The following is a 19,207-nucleotide window of genomic DNA, read 5'->3' on the forward strand; positions in this document are numbered from 1 at the left end:
TTCAGTTTAAACCTGTTACTGTTTTCGGTTCCGTTAAGAACCGGTCGCTCACTCAAAGCTGACAGGTATATGAATCTCTTCATAAACCTGACTTACTTTAGTGTGAGACTCTTGATACTTTCGCTTTCTGATCCGAAGATCAGCTCGCTTCCATCAAGCGCCCACACTTATCGGCTGTTAATTTTTAAAGAGCATTTCTGCGAGGAACTTCGTGTTTCTCAGCAGCGCTGCGTTTTCAGCAGCAGAGAAGCGAGATTATGAACCGTCTTTCTTCACTCGTCAACAACTTTTTGAACTGCTTCGTTGTGACGGTGAGGGGTTCAGCTTCGTGTGCGTTCGGGTCACTACAACCACCCCAACCGCACCGCTTCCCTTCTTCTCCCGCGCCGCGTTTCCGGTAGCGCGAAAGAGGCGTGATTCTATGCACCCGCCCCTCGCAATGCAACCCCTTTTGTGAAAATATTTTGAAAAAGCCCCGCACGCTGCCGCGTGCGGGGCTTCAGGTCCGACACGTCGGATACCGCTGATTGCGTTCGTTAGGCAGCGCGTGGCGCTGCCGTCGCCCGAGTCAGCGGTTCTTGAATACCGGCTTCCGCTTCTCGACGAATGCCGCCATCCCTTCCTTCTGATCTTCCGTCGCAAACAGCGAATGGAACAGGCGGCGCTCGAAGTGGACGCCCTCGGCCAGCGTCGTCTCGTACGCGCGATTCACCGACTCCTTCACCATCATGACTGCCGGCAGCGAAAACTCGGCGATCGTCGTCGCAGCCGCAACCGCTTCGTCGAGGAGTTTGTCGGCCGGCAGCACACGCGACACGAGCCCGGCGCGCTCGGCTTCGGCCGCATCCATGAAACGTGCAGTCAGGCACATGTCCATGGCCTTCGCCTTCGAGACCGCGCGCGGCAGACGCTGCGTGCCGCCGGCGCCAGGCATCACGCCCAGCTTGATCTCCGGCTGGCCGAACTTGGCCGTATCGGCCGCGAAGATGATGTCGCACATCATCGCGAGTTCGCAGCCGCCACCGAGCGCAAACCCCGCCACGGCCGCAATGATCGGCTTGCGGATCTCGCGGACGGTCTCCCAGTTACGCGTGATGTAGTCGCCGCGGTACACATCCATATAGGAATAGGTGGCCATCATGCCGATGTCGGCGCCGGCCGCGAACGCCTTCTCGCTGCCCGTCACGACGATCGCGCCGATTTCGTCGTCTGCGTCGAACGCCTTCAGCGCCGCACCCAACTCATCCATCAACGCATCGTTCAGCGCATTGAGCGCCTTCGGACGGTTGAGCGTGATCAATCCGACTCGCCCTCGGGTCTCCACCAAGATGTTCTCGTAAGACATCTATTTCTCCTCGATCAATGAAATGAGAAACGCCTCGCACACGCGAATAGTTTGATGCTAACATTCTCCGACCAACCGGTCGGTTAATTAATCGATCCAACCCTTCTCACTGTCCATCAGGCTGCCGTCATGACCCATGCACTGTTCACGAAGCACGAAGACACGCTGAAACACGCCCTCGCCGCCATCGAGAGCCGCGGGTACTGGAGCCCGTTTGCGGAAATGCCGAGTCCCAAAGTGTACGGGGAAAGCGCGAACGCCGATGGCGAAGCCGCGTTCAAAGCGCATCTCGGCAGCGTGTTCGAGCTCGACCAGCCGGCGTCCGGCGGGACCGTCGGCGCGGAGCAGTCGCCATACGGGATCCCGCTCGACATCCGCTATCCAAAATCGACGCCCGACGAGTTGATCGCCGCGGCAGCCGCGGCCCAGCTTCAATGGCGTGAAGCCGGCCCGAGCGCATGGATCGGCGTCAGCCTCGAAATCCTGGCACGGCTGAATCGCGCGAGCTTCGAGATCGCCTACAGCGTGATGCATACGACGGGCCAAGCCTTCATGATGGCATTCCAGGCCGGCGGCCCGCACGCGCAGGATCGTGCGCTCGAAGCAGTCGCCTATGCCTGGGACGAGCTGCGCCGCATCCCCGCCGATGCGCATTGGGAAAAGCCGCAGGGCAAGAACCCGCCGCTCGCGATGCACAAGCGCTATACGATCGTCCCGCGCGGCACCGGCCTCGTGCTCGGCTGCTGCACGTTCCCGACCTGGAATGGCTACCCCGGCCTGTTCGCCGACCTCGCCACCGGCAACACGGTGATCGTCAAGCCGCACCCGGGCGCGATCCTGCCGCTCGCGATCACGGTCCGCATCGCCCGCGACGTGTTGCGCGAAGCCGGCTTCGATCCGAACGTCGTCACGCTGCTCGCGACCGAGCCGAACGACGGCGCGCTCGTGCAGGACCTCGCGCTGCGCCCCGAAATCAAGCTGATCGACTTCACCGGCAGTACGCAGAACGGCACGTGGCTCGAACGCCATGCTCACCAGGCGCAGGTGTACACGGAGAAAGCCGGCGTCAACCAGATCGTGATCGACTCGACCGACGACCTCAAGGCCGCGGCCAAGAACATCGCGTTCTCGCTGGCGCTGTACTCCGGCCAGATGTGCACGGCGCCGCAAAACATCTACGTACCGCGCGACGGCATCCAGACCGCGGATGGCCATGCGAGCTTCGACGACGTCGCCCAGGCCATCGCCGGCGCCGTGCAGAAGCTGACCGGCGACGCTGCACGCTCCGTCGAGCTGATCGGCGCGATCCAGAACGAAGGCGTGAGCGCGCGCATCGACGACGCCCGCAAGCTCGGCCGCGTGCTCGCCGACAGCCAGACGCTCGTGCATCCCACCTTCGCCAACGCTCGCGTGCGCACGCCGCTCGTGATGCAGCTCGACGTGGCCGACCGCGCGAAGTTCACGCAGGAGTGGTTCGGCCCGATCTCGTTCGTGATCGCGACCGACTCGACCACGCAGTCGCTCGATCTCGCCGGCGAGATCGCTGCCCAACACGGCGCGCTGACGCTGTCCGTCTACAGCACCGACGCCAACGTGCTCGACGCTGCGCACGAAGCGGCGATTCGCGGCGGCGTCGCGCTGTCGATCAACCTGACGGGCGGCGTATTCGTCAACCAGTCGGCCGCGTTCTCGGACTTCCACGGCACCGGCGCGAACCCGGCCGCCAACGCGGCACTGGCCGACCCGGCGTTCGTCGCCAACCGGTTCCGCGTCGTGCAAAGCCGAGTGCATGTTGCACCGAAGGCGGCGCCCGCGGAAGCTGGCCATACGGCATAAGCCGAACGGCCGAGGTGCAAATTCGGCCACGTTCTCTACCATGAACGAATCCGCCAACCGGCGGGTTCGTTGCCCATCGACACGCCCGACACTCCCATGACCGACGCCTACATCTGCGACGCGATTCGCACCCCCATCGGCCGCTACGGCGGCGCCCTGAAAGACGTTCGAGCCGACGATCTCGGCGCGGTGCCGATCAGCGCGCTGATCGAACGTAACCGCAACGTCGACTGGACCGCGCTCGACGACGTGATCTACGGTTGCGCGAACCAGGCAGGCGAGGACAACCGCAACGTCGCGCGCATGTCGGCGCTGCTGGCCGGCCTGCCGAGCGCCGTGCCCGGCACGACGCTGAACCGGCTGTGCGGCTCCGGCATGGACGCCGTCGGCACGGCCGCGCGCGCGATCAAGGCCGGCGAGGCGCGCCTGATGATCGCGGGCGGCGTCGAAAGCATGACGCGCGCGCCGTTCGTGATGGGCAAGGCCGCCAGCGCGTTCGCCCGCCAGGCCGACATATTCGACACGACGATCGGCTGGCGCTTCGTCAATCCGCTGATGAAGCAGCGATACGGCGTCGATTCGATGCCGGAGACGGCCGAGAACGTCGCGGTCGATTACGACATCAGCCGCGCCGACCAGGATCTGTTCGCGTTGCGCAGCCAGCAGAAGGCCGCGCGTGCGCAGCAGGACGGCACGCTCGCGGCGGAAATAGTCGCGGTGACGATTCCGCAGAAGAAGGGCGACGCCGTCGTCGTGTCACGGGACGAGCACCCGCGCGAAACGTCGCTCGACGCGCTTGCCAAGCTCAAGGGCGTCGTCCGTCCCGACGGCTCGGTGACGGCCGGCAACGCGTCCGGCGTCAACGACGGCGCCTGCGCGCTGCTGCTCGCCAACGCGCAGGCCGCCGATCAATACGGGCTGCGCCGCCGCGCACGCGTCGTCGGCATGGCGACGGCCGGCGTCGAGCCGCGCGTGATGGGGATCGGTCCGGCGCCCGCGACGCAGAAGCTGTTGCGTCAGCTCGGCATGTCGATCGACCAGTTCGACGTGATCGAACTGAACGAAGCATTCGCGTCGCAAGGTCTTGCGGTGCTGCGCATGCTCGGGGTCGCCGACGACGATCCGCGCGTGAACCCGAACGGCGGTGCGATCGCGCTCGGCCATCCGCTCGGCGCATCGGGCGCCCGGCTGGTGACCACCGCGCTTCATCAACTGGAGCGCATCGGCGGCCGCTTCGCGCTCTGCACGATGTGCATCGGCGTCGGCCAGGGCATCGCGATCGCGATCGAACGCGTGTAACCGGCTCGCCGCGCGCCTATAACGAAGTCATGAAGGAGACACTGCATGTCATATGACGCGATCCAGCTGGAGCTCGATCGGGCCGCGAACGTGGCCACGGTCACCCTCAACCGTCCGGACAAGCTGAACAGCTTCACGCGCGCGATGCATCGCGAATTGCAGTCCGCGCTCGATGAGGTCGAGAAAGCCGGCGCCCGCGCGCTGATCCTGACCGGCGCGGGCCGCGGCTTCTGCGCGGGCCAGGACCTTGCCGATCTCGACTTCACGCCCGGCGCTTCGACCGATCTGGGCGCGCTGATCGACGAGCATTTCAATCCGCTGATCCGTCGCCTGCAGCGCATGCCGATTCCGGTCATCGCGGCCGTGAACGGCACGGCCGCCGGCGCGGGCGCGAACCTGGCGCTCGCGTGCGACCTGGTGTTCGCCGCCCGCTCGAGCAGCTTCATCCAGGCGTTCGTGAAGATCGGCCTCGTGCCCGACTCGGGCGGCACGTGGTTCCTGCCGCAGCGCATCGGCATGGCGCGCGCGCTCGGATTGGCACTGACAGGCGACAAACTCGGCGCCGAGCAGGCCGAGCAATGGGGCTTGATCTGGCGCGCGGTCGACGACGATGCGCTTGCCGCGTCGGTCCGTCAGGTCGCCAGCCAGCTCGCCCAGCAGCCGACGCTCGCGATCGCATCGATCAAGCAATCGATGCGCGACAGCATCAGCAACACGCTCGACCAGCAACTCGACGTCGAGCGCGACCTGCAGCGCAAGCTCGGCCAGTCGTACGACTATTCGGAAGGCGTCAAGGCGTTCATCGAGAAGCGCGCGCCGCGCTTCGAGGGGCGTTGACATGACAGCCGCCCTTCACCCGCTCGACCCCGACGCAGTCGCGCGCGCGACTGCGCAGGCCATGTACGAGGCGGACGCCTGCAGCCGCGCGTTCGGCATGGAAATCGCCGAGGTGCGCGCCGGCTACGCACGTCTGCACATGCGCGTGCGGCCGGAATTCCTGAACGGGCATCAGACCTGCCACGGCGGCATCATCTTCACGCTCGCCGACTCGACGTTCGCGTTCGCATGCAATTCGTACAACCTGAATACCGTTGCGGCCGGCTGCTCGATCGAGTACCTGCGGCCGGTCCACGGCAACGACGTGCTGACGGCAGAGGCAACCGAGCAGACGCGCAGCGGCCGGCACGGCATCTACGACGTGCGCGTCATGAATCAGGCCGGCGAGACCGTCGCGATGTTTCGCGGCAAGTCGGCGCAAATCAAGGGCACGGTGCTGCCTGAAGATCGCTGACGCCCGCGGCTCGCACATAACAAACACTGGAGACACGCATGACTACCGCGCTACCGCTCGAGCCGATCGAGACCGCCTCACGCGACGAACTGACTGCGCTGCAGCTCGACCGCCTGAAATGGTCGCTTCGGCACGCCTACGAAAATTCCCCGGTCTATCGCAGCAAGTTCGACGAAGCGGGCGTTCATCCGGACGATCTGAAAACGCTCGCCGATCTGGCGCGCTTCCCGTTCACGACCAAGAGCGACCTGCGCGACAGCTATCCGTTCGGGATGTTCGCGGTGCCGCAAGACCAGATCTCGCGCATTCACGCGTCGTCGGGCACGACCGGCAAGCCGACCGTCGTCGGCTATACCGCGCGCGACATCGATACGTGGGCCGATCTCGTCGCGCGCTCGATCCGCGCGGCCGGCGCCCGCCGCGGCGACAAGGTCCACGTCAGCTACGGCTACGGCCTGTTCACCGGCGGCCTCGGCGCGCATTACGGCGCCGAACGCGCGGGCCTCACGGTGATTCCGTTCGGCGGCGGGCAGACCGAAAAGCAGGTGCAGCTGATCCAGGACTTTCGGCCCGACATCATCATGGTGACGCCGAGCTACATGCTGTCGATCGCCGACGAGATCGAGCGCCAGGGCCTCGACCCCGCGCAGAGCTCGCTGCGCATCGGCATCTTCGGCGCGGAACCGTGGACCAACGACATGCGCACGGCCATCGAGCAGCGCATGGGCATCGACGCGGTCGATATCTACGGGCTGTCCGAGGTGATGGGCCCGGGCGTCGCGTCGGAATGCGTGGAGACCAAGGACGGCCCGACCATCTGGGAAGACCATTTCTATCCGGAAATCATCGATCCGGACACCGGCGCGGTGCTGCCGGACGGCGAACTGGGCGAGCTGGTGTTCACGTCGCTGACGAAGGAAGCGCTGCCGATCATCCGCTACCGGACGCGCGACCTCACGCGCCTGCTGCCCGGCTCCGCACGCACGATGCGCCGGATGGAAAAAATCACCGGCCGCTCGGACGACATGATGATCGTGCGCGGCGTGAACGTGTTCCCGACGCAGATCGAAGAGCAGTTGCTGAAACAGCGCGCGCTCGCGCCGCACTATCAGATCGTGCTGACGAAGGAAGGCCCGCTCGACGTGCTGACGCTGAACGTCGAGCCGTGCCCGGAGACGGCTCCCGACACCGCGGCGATCCGCGCGGCGAGCCATGCGCTCGCGCACGACATCAAGTCGCTGATCGGCGTGACCGCGGTCATCAACGTGCTGCCGGTCAACGGGATCGAGCGCTCGGTCGGCAAGGCCCGACGCGTGATCGACAAGCGCAAGGGCTGAACCCGCAGCGCGGCTTCGTGACGGGCCGCGCGCGCACGGATGCCGGCGCCGCTCGCCGCAGCCCAGCCCGCTCGCCACGTTCCGCGATGAAAAACACCCCAAAGGCCGGATCGACGATCCAGCCTTTGGGGTGCAGCAATTCGAGGCCGTGTCGGCACGCCGGCTACAGCTTTACGCCGGCGCGGCCGCGCATCACGAATTCGGGAACAGCAGCCACATCCGGCCAACCTGCTTCATCCGGCCGGCCTGGTCGCCCGCATCGTCGCCGAGCCCCCAGAAATAGTCGGCGCGCACGCCGCCGCGGATCGCGGAACCCGTGTCCTGCGCGAACACGAGCCGGTTCATCGGTGTATTCGTCAACGGGCGTGTGGTCTGCAGGAACACCGGCGTGCCGAGCGGGATCGACGACGGATCGACCGCGATCGAGCGCTCCGGCGTGAGCGGCACCCCGAGCGCGCCGATCGGGCCTTCCGCGCCACCGTGCGGTGCATCTTCCTTGGTCGGCATGTCGCGGAAGAACACGAAGCGCGGGTTCGTGTCGAGCAGCGCGTCGACGCGTGCCGGATTCGCCTTCGCCCATGCCTTGATGCCCTGCATCGTCGCCTGCGCGGGCGTCAGCTCGCCGTGATCGATCAGCCATTTGCCGATCGAGCGGTACGGCTGGTTGTTGGTGCCGCCGAAGCCGACGCGCATCACCGAACCGTCGTCGAGCAACACGCGCCCCGACCCCTGCACCTGCAGGAAGAACGCCTCGATCGGATCGTCGACCCACACGAGTTCGTTGCCGTTCAGAATGCCCGCGCGCTCGAGCTGCGCGCGCGCCGGCAGCGCCGTGCCCGCGCGATAGCCGGCCGGCCAGCGGTACAGCGCGTACTGGTAAGGGCCGCGACGCACCCGCGAGCCGTGCAGCAGCGGTTCGTAATAGCCGGTCACGAGACCGTCCAGCGTACCGTCGGTATTGGCGAACTGAAACGGCGTGAAATACGTTTCGAAGAATGCGCGCGCGCTGCTCACGTCCAACTCGTCGAGCCGGTTGGCGGCTGCGCACGCGCGCTGCCAAGCCGGCTGGCGCGCGAGCCGCACGCAGTTCTGCCGCAACGCGGCCGTCGCGCCGATCAGCGCATCGTCCTGCCAGCCCGGCACCTGCTGCCAGGCCACCGGCGTCAGTCGCTGCGCGGCGACCTGCCCCGGCACGATCGCCGCGCCCGTCGGCGGCTTGAGCGCCGACGTCCGCGTCGGCGCGCTGCCGCATGCCGCGAGCAGCGCGGCCGCCGCGGCGGCGGCCAGCCAGCCGGCCGCCCGGGCGCCAAACCACATACAATGTCCGTTCTTGATGGAAACCGCCATGTCAGATTTTCTCGACCAATATCCGATGCTCATCTTCGGGCTCGAAGCTTTCGTCGCGCTTGCGCTGCTGATCTTCATCGTCGTGTGGACGTCGTCGGGCAGAAAGAAACACGCACGCGACAACGACCGCCAGCCGCGCTGAGCGCCCGCCGCACGCTCAATGCAGCGTGCGCGGCATGTGCAGCGCAAATTCTTCGACGGGCGCCTCGAACCGCTCACCGTCTTCCGCCACGCAGAAATACGCGCCGCGCATCGTGCCGACCGGCGTCGCGATCACGGCCCAGCTCGTGTACTCGAAATGTTCGCCCGGCTGCAGCAGCGGCTGGTGCCCGACGACGCCGAGCCCCTTCACTTCCTGCACGTGATTTTCGCTGTCCGTGATGATCCAGTGACGGGCGATCAGTTGCGCTGCAACGTGCCCCGTATTGCGGATGGTCAGCGTGTACGCGAATGCGTATTGACGTCGATCCGGGTCGGATTGTTCCGGCAAGTAACTGGTTTTCACCGAAACGGTGAACTGATACTGACTCATGGTGTTTCCGCTGTAGGTAACCGCCCGCGCCATCTGTAGCGCCGGGCCGCGGCGCGCCGCACTGGTTCGGCATTCTATGCGCAATCGGGCCGCCACCGCACGGCTCGCCGCCGCGCACGCGGTCGCCGGACGGTAGAATGGCGGTTTTGCGCCGCAGCGTCCCCCGCTCCCCTGTCATGACCCAATTCCGCATCGCCCCCAGCATCCTGTCGGCCGACTTTGCACGGCTCGGCGAAGAAGTCCGCAACGTGGTCGCCGCCGGCGCCGACTGGATTCACTTCGACGTGATGGACAACCATTACGTGCCGAACCTGACGATCGGCCCGCTCGTCTGCGAAGCGATCCGCCCGCACGTGCAGGTGCCGATCGACGTGCATCTGATGGTGCGCCCGGTCGATCGTATCGTGCCCGATTTCGCGAAAGCCGGCGCGAATCTGATCAGCTTCCACCCGGAAGGCTCGGACCACATCGACCGGACGCTGTCGCTGATCCGCGACCACGGCTGCAAGGCCGGCCTCGTGTTCAATCCGGGCACGCCGTTGAACTATCTCGACCACGTGATGGACCGCCTCGATTTCGTGTTGCTGATGTCGGTGAACCCCGGCTTCGGCGGCCAGTCGTTCATCCCGGAAACGCTGAACAAGCTGCGCGAAGCGCGCGCGCGCATCGACGCGTACACCGAACGCACGGGCCGCGAGATCCTGCTCGAGGTGGACGGCGGCGTGAAGACCGACAACATCGCGGAGATCGCGGCAGCCGGCGCCGACACGTTCGTCGCGGGCTCGGCGATCTTCGGCAAGCCCGACTATCGCAAGGTGATCGACGAGATGCGCGCGGCACTCGCGACGGTCGAGCGGAGCTGACGCCGTGGCCGATTCCTCGCTCGACGCTTGCGCGCCACCCGACACCGGCGCCCCGATCCGTTTCGCGGCGCCGCGCATCGATGCGGCGCTGATCGACCTCGACGGCACGATGGTCGACACGGCCGACGATTTCACGGCCGGGCTGAACGGGATGCTCGCGCAGCTCGGCGCGCCGGCCACGTCGCGCGACGAGGTGATCGGCTACGTCGGCAAGGGCTCCGAGCATCTGATCCAGAGCGTGCTGGCGCCGCGCTTCTCGCAGGCCGACTCGCAAGCGCGCTTCGACGATGCGCTCGCGATCTACCAGGCCGAGTACGCGAAGATCAACGGCCGGCACACGCGGCTCTATCCGGAAGTGACCGCCGGCCTCGATGCGCTGCATGCGGCCGGCATCCGGCTCGCGTGCGTGACGAACAAGCCGCACCGCTTCGCGCTCGAGCTGCTCGAGCAATACGGGCTGATCGATCGCTTCGGCATCGTGCTCGGCGGCGACAGCGTCGCGCGCAAGAAGCCCGATCCGCTGCCGATGCTCGCGGCATGCGACGCGCTCGGCGTGGCGCCGCACGCGGCGGTCGCGATCGGCGACTCGGAGAACGACGCGCTGGCGGGCCGCGCAGCCGGGATGGCGACGCTGACGGTGCCGTACGGCTACAACCACGGCAAAGCTATACAAACGATAAATTCGGATGGTATAGTCGACTCGTTGCTGGTCGCAGCACGCGCGATCGCCGCGCACAACGCCGGCCGGCCAACCATCTGATTATTTCTTCCATCCGCATGTTTCTGAATAAAAAACGGAGTCTGAGCAGCATCGACCGGGGAGCCTGGCCCTGGCGTCGCTGGTCGCGCTGACCTCTTCGATGAGGTACGCTGAAGCCCGTCTTCAGCGCCGTTTTTTATCTCGCTGCGCATCCGCGCGCCGATCGTCGCACCACCTCCGAGTTCTACCGCATCCGAACGCCTGCGTTCAGGATCGGCCGCAGGCTCGCGACGCTCACGCCCGGAGTGCCGGCCGGCAACAGGCACTTCTCGATCGACCGCCCTTTCGCCGACGGCAGCCGCGCAGCGTCAAGTGATCCCTGGCGCACGCCGCCGCTCGTCCCGAACAGGACCGGAACATGACCGAACTCGAATTCCAATCGCTTGCGAACGAAGGCTACAACCGCATTCCGCTGATCGCGGAAGCACTCGCCGACCTCGAAACGCCGCTGTCCCTCTACCTGAAGCTGGCGCAGCCCGAACGCGCGGGCGCCAACTCGTTCCTGCTCGAATCGGTGGTGGGCGGCGAACGCTTCGGCCGCTACTCGTTCATCGGCCTGCCGGCACGCACGCTGGTGCGCGCCCGCAACGGCGTGTCCGAAGTCGTGCGCGACGGCGAGGTGATCGAAACGCACGACGGCGACCCGTTCGCCTTCATCGAGTCGTTCCAGGCGCGCTTCAAGGTCGCGCAGCGCCCGGGCCTGCCGCGCTTCTGCGGCGGCCTGGCCGGCTATTTCGGCTACGACGCCGTGCGCTACATCGAGAAGAAGCTCGCGAACACCGCGCCGCGCGACGATCTCGGCCTGCCCGACATCCAGCTGCTGCTCACCGAGGAAGTCGCGGTGATCGACAACCTCGCCGGCAAGCTGTACCTGATCATCTATGCCGACCCGGCGCAGCCCGAGGCGTACACGAAGGGCAAGCAGCGTCTGCGCGAACTGAAGCAGCGCCTGCGCACGACGGTGCAGCCGCCCGTCACGTCGGCGAGCGTGCGTACCGAGACGTTCCGCGAATTCAAGAAGGAAGACTATCTGGCCGCCGTGCGTCAGGCGAAGGAATACATCGCGGCCGGCGAGCTGATGCAGATCCAGGTCGGCCAGCGGCTGACCAAGCCGTACCGCGACAATCCGCTGTCGCTGTATCGCGCGCTGCGTTCGCTGAACCCGTCGCCGTACATGTATTACTACAACTTCGGCGATTTCCACGTGGTCGGCGCATCGCCGGAAATCCTCGTGCGCCAGGAAAAGCGCGGCGACGACCAGATCGTCACGATCCGGCCGCTGGCCGGCACGCGCCCGCGCGGCAACACGCCCGAGCGCGACGCCGAACTCGCGACCGAATTGCTGAACGACCCGAAGGAAATCGCCGAGCACGTGATGCTGATCGACCTCGCGCGCAACGACGTCGGCCGCATCGCGCAGATCGGCTCGGTGCAGGTGACCGACAAGATGGTGATCGAGAAGTACTCGCACGTGCAGCACATCGTCAGCTCGGTCGAGGGCAAGCTCAAGCCCGGCATGACGAACTACGACGTGCTGCGCGCGACGTTCCCGGCCGGCACGCTGTCGGGCGCGCCGAAGGTGCGCGCGATGGAGCTGATCGACGAGCTCGAGCCGGTCAAGCGCGGGCTGTACGGCGGCGCGGTCGGCTACATGTCGTTCTCGGGCGAGATGGACCTCGCGATCGCGATCCGCACGGGCCTGATCCACAACGGCAACCTGTACGTGCAGGCGGCGGCGGGCGTCGTCGCCGACTCGGTGCCCGAATCCGAATGGCAAGAGACCGAAAACAAGGCGCGCGCGGTGCTGCGTGCGGCCGAACAGGTCCAGGACGGCCTCGATAGCGACTTCTGACCGGAGACTGACCATGCTGCTCATGATCGACAACTACGACTCGTTCACCTACAACCTGGTCCAGTACTTCGGCGAACTGGGCGAGGACGTGCGCACCTACCGCAACGACGAAATCACGCTCGACGACATCGCGCGCCTGAACCCCGACACGATCTGCCTGTCGCCCGGCCCGAGCAACCCGCAGCACGCGGGCATCACGCTCGACGTGCTGCACGAGTTCGCGGGCAAGAAGCCGATTCTCGGCGTGTGCCTCGGCCACCAGGCGATCGGCGAAGCGTTCGGCGGCCGCGTCGTGCGCGCGAAGACCATCATGCACGGCAAGGTGAGCCGGATCGAAACCGACGGCCGCGGCGTGTTCGCCGATCTGCCGAAGCATTTCGACGTCACGCGCTACCACTCGCTCGCGATCGAGCGCGAATCGCTGCCCGACTGCCTCGAAGTGTCCGCGTGGACGGACGACGGCGAGATCATGGGCGTGCGCCACAAGACGCTGCCGATCGAAGGCGTGCAGTTCCATCCGGAATCGATCCTGTCCGAGCATGGCCACGCGCTGCTCGAGAACTTCCTGAAACAGCATCGCGCAGCCGCCCGCGCGAGCGCGCCGGCCGCCTGACCGGAGACGCACGATGACGATTACCCCGCAGGAAGCGCTGCAGCGCACGATCGAACACCGCGAAATCTTCCACGACGAGATGCTGCACCTGATGCGGCTCATCATGCGCGGCGACATGTCGCCCGTGATGGCGGCCGCGATCATCACCGGCCTGCGCGTGAAGAAGGAGACGATCGGCGAAATCGCCGCCGCCGCGACCGTGATGCGCGAGTTCGCGCACCACGTCGAGGTGCCGGACAACTCCAACTTCGTCGACATCGTCGGCACGGGCGGCGACGGCGCGCACACCTTCAACATCTCGACCGCGTCGATGTTCGTGACGGCCGCGGCAGGCGCGAAGGTCGCGAAGCACGGCAACCGCGGCGTGTCGAGCAAGTCCGGCAGCGCCGACGTGCTCGAGGCGCTCGGCGTGAACATCGACCTGCAGCCGGATCAGGTTGCCGCGTCGATCGCCGAAACCGGCATGGGCTTCATGTTCGCGCCGAACCATCATCCGGCGATGAAGAACATCGCGGCCGTGCGCCGCGAGCTCGGCGTGCGGACGATCTTCAACATCCTCGGCCCGCTGACCAATCCGGCCGGCGCACCGAACCAGCTGATGGGCGTATTCCACGCCGACCTCGTCGGCATCCAGGTGCGCGTGATGCAGCGCCTCGGCGCGCAGCACGTGCTGGTCGTGTACGGCAAGGACGGGATGGACGAAGTGTCGCTCGGCGCGGCCACGCTGGTCGGCGAATTGCGCGACGGGCAGGTGCACGAATACGAGATCCATCCGGAGGACTTCGGGCTCCAGATGGTGTCGAACCGCACGCTGAAGGTCGAAAATGCCGACGAATCGCGCGTGATGCTGCTCGGCGCGCTCGACAACCAGCCGGGCGTCGCCCGCGAGATCGTCACGCTGAACGCCGGCACCGCGCTCTACGCGGCCAATGTCGCCGCGTCGATCGCGGACGGCATCCAGCTCGCCCGCGAAGCGATCGCGAGCGGCAAGGCGCGCGCGAAAGTCGACGAACTCGTGCGCTTCACGCAGCAGTTCAAGCGCTGACTCCCCTCACGAATCCAGCAGGAACCCACATGAGCGACATTCTCGACCGAATCATCGCAGTCAAGCGCGACGAAGTCGCGGCGGCCATGCGCAGCACGCCGCTCGAGGCGCTGAAACTCGAAGCATCGGCGCGCGACCTGCGCGACTTCGTCGGCGCGCTGCGCGCGAAGCAGGCCGCCGGCCAGCCCGCGGTGATCGCCGAAGTGAAGAAGGCGAGCCCGTCGAAAGGCGTGCTGCGCGAGCATTTCGTGCCGGCCGACATCGCGCGCTCGTACGCGACGCACGGCGCTGCATGCCTGTCGGTGCTGACCGACGAACAGTTCTTCCAGGGCAGCGTGCGCTACCTCGAGGAAGCGCGCGCGGCCTGCACGCTGCCGGTGCTGCGCAAGGACTTCATCGTCGACGCGTACCAGATCCTCGAGGCGCGCGCGATGGGCGCCGACGCGATCCTGCTGATCGCGGCCGCGCTCGACACGCCGCTGATGCAGGAACTCGAAGCGTATGCGCACTCACTCGGCCTCGCGGTGCTGGTCGAGGTTCACGACCGCAACGAGATGGAACAGGCGCTCACGCTGAAGACGCCGCTCGTCGGCATCAACAACCGCAACCTGCGCACCTTCGAGACGACGATCCAGACCACGCTCGACATGCTCGACATGGTTCCGGCCGACCGCATGGTCGTGACCGAGTCGGGCATCCTGTCGCGCGCGGACGTCGACACGATGCGCGCGGCGAACGTGAACGCGTTCCTCGTCGGCGAAGCGTTCATGCGCGCGGACGAGCCGGGCGCGGCACTCGCGCGGATGTTCTTCTGATGGCGATCGAACGGGAGATCAAGCTCGCGCTGCCGGCCGGTCAGGCCGAGGCCGCGCGGCACTTTTTCGAAACGCTGACCGGCGAAGCCGGCCAGACCATCACGCTCGCGAACGTCTATTACGACACGCCCGAGCTCGCGCTCGCCCGGTCGAAGAGCGCGGTGCGCGTGCGCCGCACGCCGCACGGCTGGCTGCAGACGTTCAAGACGGTCGGCAGCGCCGAGGCCGGCCTGCATCGCCGCCATGAATGGGAGCTGCCCGTCGCCGGCGACGCGCTCGAAATCGACGCGCTCGTCGCCGCCTGCGACGTGCCGGAAGCCTCGACCGCATTGCGCGACGCCGCGCCGGCGCTGCACGCGCTGTTCCGCACGGATTTTTCGCGTACGCTGTGGCGCGTCGCAATCGGCGGCGCGACCGTCGAGGCGGCGGTGGACGTCGGCGAGATCGTCGTTCAGACGCAAAGCGATACGCGCCGCGAACCGATCAGCGAAATCGAACTCGAACTGATCGACGGCCCGGAAGCGGCGCTCGCGACGCTCGCCGCCGAATTGCAGCAGGCGCTGCCGGGCCTCGCCCCCGAAAACATCAGCAAGGCGCAGCGCGGCTACCGGCTGCGCGCGCAATAACCCGCATCACGCATGGCAACCCGCAAGACTCTCCGTACGCCGCAACAGGCGTCGCTGTTCGACGATCCCGCGCCGGAACCGGCGCAGCACGATGTTCCCGCCGCCGCACCCGCGCGTCCGCGCACCGGCAAGAAGGCCGCGGAAGCGGCTCCGGCGCGCGCCGCACAGCCGCAGGCCGGCGCCGCCACCGACGTCCCGCACCTCGCCGCCCAATTCGACGCGCTGCCGGCCGTCTGGCGCGACGTGCTGAAGCCGTTCACCGACAGCGACGCGTACGCGCCGCTGTGTCGCTTCGTCGACGACGAGCGCGCCGCCGGCAAGACGGTCTATCCGACCGACGTGTTCCGCGCGCTGCGCCTGACGAGCCCGGACGACGTGAAGGTCGTGATTCTCGGCCAGGACCCGTACCACGGCGACGACCGCGGCACGCCGCAGGCCCATGGCCTCGCGTTCTCGGTGCCGCCGGCCGTGCGCACGCCGCCGTCGCTGCGCAACATCTTCAAGGAAATCGCAGCGAACTTCGGTCACGACACGCCGCGCCACGGCTGCCTCGACACGTGGGCGCGCCAGGGCGTGCTGCTGCTCAACACCGTGCTGACGGTCGAGCGCGGCGCCGCCGCGAGCCACGCGAAGCGCGGCTGGGAGCAATGCACGGACACGCTGATCCGCGAGCTGGCCGGCCGTCATCGCGGCCTCGTGTTCATGCTGTGGGGCGCACACGCGCAGGCGAAGCGCGCGCTGTTCGATGCGAACGCCCATTGCGTGCTCGAAGCGCCGCATCCGTCGCCGCTGTCCGCGCACCGCGGTTTCCTCGGCTGCCGTCACTTCGCGCTCGCGAACGAGTATCTGGTCGAAGCGGGCCGCGAACCGATCGACTGGCGGCTGCCGGAGATCGCCGAAACGCTCGCCTGACGCACGTCGCCGGCTTGGCGTGGGCGCCGGCCGCAACGCAAAAACGCCGCGCCCTGTCGGGACGCGGCGTTTTCGTCTGACGACGCAGCGCGGCACGGCCGCGCCTCTGCGCACCTGTCCGCATTACACGGCGGCGATCGCCTCGCGCGCACCTGCGAGCGCGGCGCTCTGCGCATCGGGCCCGAGGTTCAGGCCTTCGGCGTGGATGAAGCTCACGTCGGTCAGGCCGATGAAGCCGAGGAAGGTGCGCAGGAACGGCGTCTGGCTGTCGTTCGGCGTACCGAGGTACTTGCCGCCGCGCGCGGTGACCACGTGCACCTTCTTGCCCTTGATCAGGCCTTCCGGACCGTTCTCGGTATAGCGGAACGTGACGCCGGCACGGGCGATCCAGTCGAAATACGTCTTCAGTTGCGACGACACGCCGAAGTTGTACATCGGAGCGGCGATCACGACGATGTCGGCCGCCTGCAGTTCGGCGATCAGTGCATCGCTCTTCGCGACGATCGCATTCTGTTCCGCGCTGCGCTGGTCGGCCGGCGTGAAGAACGCGCCGAGCACCGTTTCGTCGAGGTGCGGCAGCGCGTCGGCCAGCAGGTCGCGCACGACGACCTGGGCGCCGGGGTTCGATTGTTGCAGCTTTGCCGTCAGTTCGCTGGCCAGCAGCGTGGACTGCGCACCTTGCGAGCGCGCCGCGGAATTGATTTGCAGAATGGTCGTCATGTCAGGCTCCAGTTGGATTGCGCTTGGTCAGCGCGAGTGACGCCATTGTGCGTGGCCACATCGTCGCGAAAAAGCGGGGCTCCGGCGACGGATTGTTGCATCAGCAGAACAATCGGCCGCCGGTCGGGCGCAGCCCGCCCGCGCTCAGCCGTTCAGCCAGGCTTCCCGGGCGTTGCGCGCGGCGGCCGGCTTCGCGGCCGCGGTCAGCCGGTAGCGCGTGACGTCCGGGCCGTCGAGCTTCAGCTTCACGGTCCGCAGCTCGTCGCGCCGGAACGCGTGGATCTCGACCTTGTCGCCCGGCCGGTAGCGCGCGAGCAGCGCGTCGAGGTTCGTGCCGGTGATGCGCAGGCCGTCGAGCGCGATCAGCGTGTCGCCGGCCGACAGCCCCGCGCGGTGCGCGCCGCCGCCTTCGTAGACGGCCGCCAGCGTGCAGTCCGCGCCGCCGCGCAGGCGCGCGCCGATGCTCGGCTTCGCGGCCGCGCCGTTCGCGACTTCCGGCACGAGCGTCACGCCGAACGGCGCGAACAGTTCGGCGAGCGGCAGGTCGCGCGTGCCGTGCACGGCGTCGGCGAACAGGCGGCCGAGCGCGACGCCGGTGGCTTCCTCGATCAGCGCGTCGACTTCGTCCTCGCCGACGCCCGCCTGCTTGCCGCGATAGAAGTCGCGCCCGTAGCGCTGCCACAGCAGGCGCATCACGTCGTCGAGCGACTTGCGGTTGCGCGTTTGCGCGCGAATCGCCAGATCGAACGCGAGCGCGACGAGCGAACCCTTCGTGTAGTAGCTGACGATCGCGTTGGTCGCGTTCTCGTCCTGCCGGTAATACTTGATCCACGCGTCGAACGAGCTGTCGGCGACGCTCTGCTTCAGGCGGCCCGTGCCGCGCAGCACGCCGCCGATGGTGCGGCCGAGCGCGGCGAAGTATTCGTCCTGCGACATCAGCCCGCTGCGCACCAGCATCAGGTCGTCGTAATACGACGTGAAGCCCTCGAACAGCCACAGCAGCGACGTGTAGTTCTCGCGCCCGAGGTCGTACGGCACGAACGCGGCCGGCTTGATGCGCTTCACGTTCCACGTGTGGAAGTATTCGTGGCTGCACAGGCCGAGGTAGGTACGATAGCCTTCGGTCGTTTCCGGCCGTCCCTTCACCGGCAGGTCGGTGCGGTTGCAGATCAGCGCGGTCGACGCACGGTGCTCGAGGCCGCCGTAGCCGTCGCTGACCGCGAGCGTCATGAACACGTAGCGGTCCATCGGCGCCTTCTTCGACTTCGGCTCGAACAGCGCGATCTGCGCTTCGCACACGCGCTTGAGGTCGGTACGCAGGCGCTCCATGTCGAGCTGCGTCACGCGCCCGGCGATCACGATGTCGTGCGGCACGCCGTGCGCTTCGAAGCTCGCCAGCGCGAATTCGCCGATCGTGACCGGATGGTCGGCCAGTTCGTCATAGTTCGCCGCGCGATAGGCGCCGAACCCGTACCGCCGCGTGCCGCGCGCCTCGGGCAGCGACGTGCCGACGCGCCACGTGCGGAACGCCGGGCCGGCCGGCTTCGCGATGTCGACCTCGCACGGTGCGTCCTCGCGGCCGGCAACGCTCAGAAACACCGCGGTGGCGTTGAAGAAGCCGCCCGCTTCGTCGAGATACGCGGAGCGCACCGACAGGTCCCACGCATAGACGTCGTAGCGCAGCGTCAGCGCGCCGCTCACCGGCGCGGCCTGCCACGTGTTCTTGTCGGTCTTGGCGATCCGCACCTTGCGGCCGGCGTCGTTGAACGCGGCGAGCGTGACGATGTTGCGCGCGAACTCGCGCACGAGATAGCTGCCCGGAATCCAGACCGGCAGCGCGAAGCGCTGGCCTGCGGGATCGGGGTCGGCGACCGTCACCGAGACTTCGAACAGGTGCGCGGCAAGATCTTTCGGGGCAATCGAATAGCGGATCGGCTGGGTCATCGTGGCAATCGGTCGGAAATCGGTCGGAGATCGAACGGGATAAGGCGGCGAAAACGACGAGAGGCGCCGG

At 67.0% G+C, this 19,207-nt stretch carries 19 protein-coding genes; 14 read left to right on the forward strand and 5 right to left on the reverse strand.

Annotated features, from left to right (window positions below):
- On the forward strand, positions 1-261 hold a 261-nt coding region (locus EX20_RS32890), incomplete at its 5' end, for a hypothetical protein (RefSeq protein WP_208449665.1).
- Positions 262-568: 307 nt separating this feature from the next.
- Here the strand turns inward: EX20_RS32890 and EX20_RS14285 are convergent.
- Complete coding sequence (locus EX20_RS14285; RefSeq protein WP_011883164.1) at positions 569-1,345, reverse strand: enoyl-CoA hydratase; 777 nt, start codon at positions 1,343-1,345, stop codon at positions 569-571.
- Between the two features lie 129 nt (positions 1,346-1,474).
- Here EX20_RS14285 and paaN point away from each other — a divergent pair, with 129 nt between their 5' ends.
- The 5 genes from paaN to paaK all read left to right on the forward strand — a co-directional run bounded on the left by paaN (position 1,475) and on the right by paaK (position 7,108).
- Complete coding sequence (gene paaN / locus EX20_RS14290; RefSeq protein ID WP_034193964.1) at positions 1,475-3,181, forward strand: phenylacetic acid degradation protein PaaN; 1,707 nt, start codon at positions 1,475-1,477, stop codon at positions 3,179-3,181.
- A 96-nt stretch (positions 3,182-3,277) separates the two neighbouring features.
- Entirely contained in the window at positions 3,278-4,480 is a 1,203-nt protein-coding gene (gene pcaF, locus EX20_RS14295; RefSeq protein ID WP_034193965.1) for a 3-oxoadipyl-CoA thiolase, read from the forward strand.
- A gap of 45 nt (positions 4,481-4,525) precedes the next feature.
- Positions 4,526-5,317, forward strand: coding sequence for a 2-(1,2-epoxy-1,2-dihydrophenyl)acetyl-CoA isomerase PaaG (paaG, locus tag EX20_RS14300; RefSeq protein WP_034193966.1), 792 nt, complete (start codon positions 4,526-4,528; stop codon positions 5,315-5,317).
- Position 5,318: 1 nt separating this feature from the next.
- On the forward strand, positions 5,319-5,771 hold the full coding sequence (gene paaI / locus EX20_RS14305) for a hydroxyphenylacetyl-CoA thioesterase PaaI (protein WP_034193967.1): 453 nt from the start codon (positions 5,319-5,321) through the stop codon (positions 5,769-5,771).
- 38 nt (positions 5,772-5,809) lie between these two features.
- The gene (gene paaK, locus EX20_RS14310; protein ID WP_011883159.1) at positions 5,810-7,108 is read left to right on the forward strand and encodes a phenylacetate--CoA ligase PaaK; all 1,299 of its coding nucleotides are present in this window, start codon (positions 5,810-5,812) and stop codon (positions 7,106-7,108) included.
- 192 nt (positions 7,109-7,300) lie between these two features.
- On the opposite strand, the gene EX20_RS14315 is transcribed toward paaK, so the two are convergent.
- Positions 7,301-8,533, reverse strand: a complete 1,233-nt coding sequence (locus tag EX20_RS14315; RefSeq protein WP_011883158.1) for a murein transglycosylase A — start codon at positions 8,531-8,533, stop codon at positions 7,301-7,303.
- A 79-nt stretch (positions 8,534-8,612) separates the two neighbouring features.
- The gene (apaG, locus tag EX20_RS14320) at positions 8,613-8,987 is read right to left on the reverse strand and encodes a Co2+/Mg2+ efflux protein ApaG (protein ID WP_034193968.1); all 375 of its coding nucleotides are present in this window, start codon (positions 8,985-8,987) and stop codon (positions 8,613-8,615) included.
- A gap of 176 nt (positions 8,988-9,163) precedes the next feature.
- Here apaG and rpe point away from each other — a divergent pair, with 176 nt between their 5' ends.
- The 8 genes from rpe to EX20_RS14360 all read left to right on the forward strand — a co-directional run bounded on the left by rpe (position 9,164) and on the right by EX20_RS14360 (position 16,473).
- On the forward strand, positions 9,164-9,850 hold the full coding sequence (gene rpe, locus EX20_RS14325) for a ribulose-phosphate 3-epimerase (RefSeq protein WP_034193969.1): 687 nt from the start codon (positions 9,164-9,166) through the stop codon (positions 9,848-9,850).
- Positions 9,851-9,854: 4 nt separating this feature from the next.
- The gene (locus EX20_RS14330; protein WP_034193970.1) at positions 9,855-10,610 is read left to right on the forward strand and encodes a phosphoglycolate phosphatase; all 756 of its coding nucleotides are present in this window, start codon (positions 9,855-9,857) and stop codon (positions 10,608-10,610) included.
- Positions 10,611-10,968: 358 nt separating this feature from the next.
- Positions 10,969-12,462, forward strand: a complete 1,494-nt coding sequence (gene trpE, locus EX20_RS14335; RefSeq protein ID WP_011883154.1) for an anthranilate synthase component I — start codon at positions 10,969-10,971, stop codon at positions 12,460-12,462.
- A gap of 13 nt (positions 12,463-12,475) precedes the next feature.
- The gene (locus EX20_RS14340) at positions 12,476-13,075 is read left to right on the forward strand and encodes an aminodeoxychorismate/anthranilate synthase component II (protein WP_011883153.1); all 600 of its coding nucleotides are present in this window, start codon (positions 12,476-12,478) and stop codon (positions 13,073-13,075) included.
- Between the two features lie 13 nt (positions 13,076-13,088).
- Positions 13,089-14,120 (forward strand): anthranilate phosphoribosyltransferase, encoded by a 1,032-nt coding sequence (gene trpD / locus EX20_RS14345; protein ID WP_011883152.1) that lies wholly within the window; start codon positions 13,089-13,091, stop codon positions 14,118-14,120.
- A 29-nt stretch (positions 14,121-14,149) separates the two neighbouring features.
- Positions 14,150-14,935 (forward strand): indole-3-glycerol phosphate synthase TrpC, encoded by a 786-nt coding sequence (gene trpC, locus EX20_RS14350; protein ID WP_011883151.1) that lies wholly within the window; start codon positions 14,150-14,152, stop codon positions 14,933-14,935.
- Entirely contained in the window at positions 14,935-15,561 is a 627-nt protein-coding gene (locus EX20_RS14355) for a CYTH domain-containing protein (protein ID WP_034193971.1), read from the forward strand. The genes trpC and EX20_RS14355 overlap by 1 nt, the downstream gene beginning before the upstream one ends.
- A gap of 12 nt (positions 15,562-15,573) precedes the next feature.
- A complete protein-coding gene (locus EX20_RS14360; RefSeq protein ID WP_034193972.1) occupies positions 15,574-16,473 on the forward strand; it encodes a uracil-DNA glycosylase in 900 nt (299 codons plus the stop codon).
- A gap of 123 nt (positions 16,474-16,596) precedes the next feature.
- On the opposite strand, the gene EX20_RS14365 is transcribed toward EX20_RS14360, so the two are convergent.
- Together EX20_RS14365 and EX20_RS14370 are read right to left on the reverse strand one after the other, a co-directional pair.
- Entirely contained in the window at positions 16,597-17,193 is a 597-nt protein-coding gene (locus EX20_RS14365; RefSeq protein WP_014722373.1) for an FMN-dependent NADH-azoreductase, read from the reverse strand.
- Between the two features lie 144 nt (positions 17,194-17,337).
- On the reverse strand, positions 17,338-19,137 hold the full coding sequence (locus tag EX20_RS14370; protein ID WP_034193973.1) for a M61 family metallopeptidase: 1,800 nt from the start codon (positions 19,135-19,137) through the stop codon (positions 17,338-17,340).
- Between the last annotated feature and the right edge of the window lie 70 nt (positions 19,138-19,207).

This window comes from Burkholderia sp. WP42 (assembly GCF_000745665.1).
Classification (GTDB): domain Bacteria; phylum Pseudomonadota; class Gammaproteobacteria; order Burkholderiales; family Burkholderiaceae; genus Burkholderia; species Burkholderia vietnamiensis.

What these genes read in the sequence shown, in the direction of transcription:
- EX20_RS14285 (WP_011883164.1), bottom strand. Translation starts at nt 1,345, where the DNA reads ATGTCTTACGAGAACATCTTGGTGGAGACCCGAGGGCGAGTCGGATTG.
- trpD (WP_011883152.1), top strand. Translation starts at nt 13,089, where the DNA reads ATGACGATTACCCCGCAGGAAGCGCTGCAGCGCACGATCGAACACCGC.
- EX20_RS14315 (WP_011883158.1), bottom strand. Translation starts at nt 8,533, where the DNA reads ATGAAGATCAGCAGCGCAAGCGCGACGAAAGCTTCGAGCCCGAAGATG.
- EX20_RS14340 (WP_011883153.1), top strand. Translation starts at nt 12,476, where the DNA reads ATGCTGCTCATGATCGACAACTACGACTCGTTCACCTACAACCTGGTC.
- EX20_RS14365 (WP_014722373.1), bottom strand. Translation starts at nt 17,193, where the DNA reads ATGACGACCATTCTGCAAATCAATTCCGCGGCGCGCTCGCAAGGTGCG.
- trpE (WP_011883154.1), top strand. Translation starts at nt 10,969, where the DNA reads ATGACCGAACTCGAATTCCAATCGCTTGCGAACGAAGGCTACAACCGC.
- apaG (WP_034193968.1), bottom strand. Translation starts at nt 8,987, where the DNA reads ATGAGTCAGTATCAGTTCACCGTTTCGGTGAAAACCAGTTACTTGCCG.
- pcaF (WP_034193965.1), top strand. Translation starts at nt 3,278, where the DNA reads ATGACCGACGCCTACATCTGCGACGCGATTCGCACCCCCATCGGCCGC.
- EX20_RS14370 (WP_034193973.1), bottom strand. Translation starts at nt 19,137, where the DNA reads ATGACCCAGCCGATCCGCTATTCGATTGCCCCGAAAGATCTTGCCGCG.
- rpe (WP_034193969.1), top strand. Translation starts at nt 9,164, where the DNA reads ATGACCCAATTCCGCATCGCCCCCAGCATCCTGTCGGCCGACTTTGCA.
- paaK (WP_011883159.1), top strand. Translation starts at nt 5,810, where the DNA reads ATGACTACCGCGCTACCGCTCGAGCCGATCGAGACCGCCTCACGCGAC.
- trpC (WP_011883151.1), top strand. Translation starts at nt 14,150, where the DNA reads ATGAGCGACATTCTCGACCGAATCATCGCAGTCAAGCGCGACGAAGTC.
- paaG (WP_034193966.1), top strand. Translation starts at nt 4,526, where the DNA reads ATGTCATATGACGCGATCCAGCTGGAGCTCGATCGGGCCGCGAACGTG.
- paaN (WP_034193964.1), top strand. Translation starts at nt 1,475, where the DNA reads ATGACCCATGCACTGTTCACGAAGCACGAAGACACGCTGAAACACGCC.
- EX20_RS14355 (WP_034193971.1), top strand. Translation starts at nt 14,935, where the DNA reads ATGGCGATCGAACGGGAGATCAAGCTCGCGCTGCCGGCCGGTCAGGCC.
- EX20_RS14360 (WP_034193972.1), top strand. Translation starts at nt 15,574, where the DNA reads ATGGCAACCCGCAAGACTCTCCGTACGCCGCAACAGGCGTCGCTGTTC.
- paaI (WP_034193967.1), top strand. Translation starts at nt 5,319, where the DNA reads ATGACAGCCGCCCTTCACCCGCTCGACCCCGACGCAGTCGCGCGCGCG.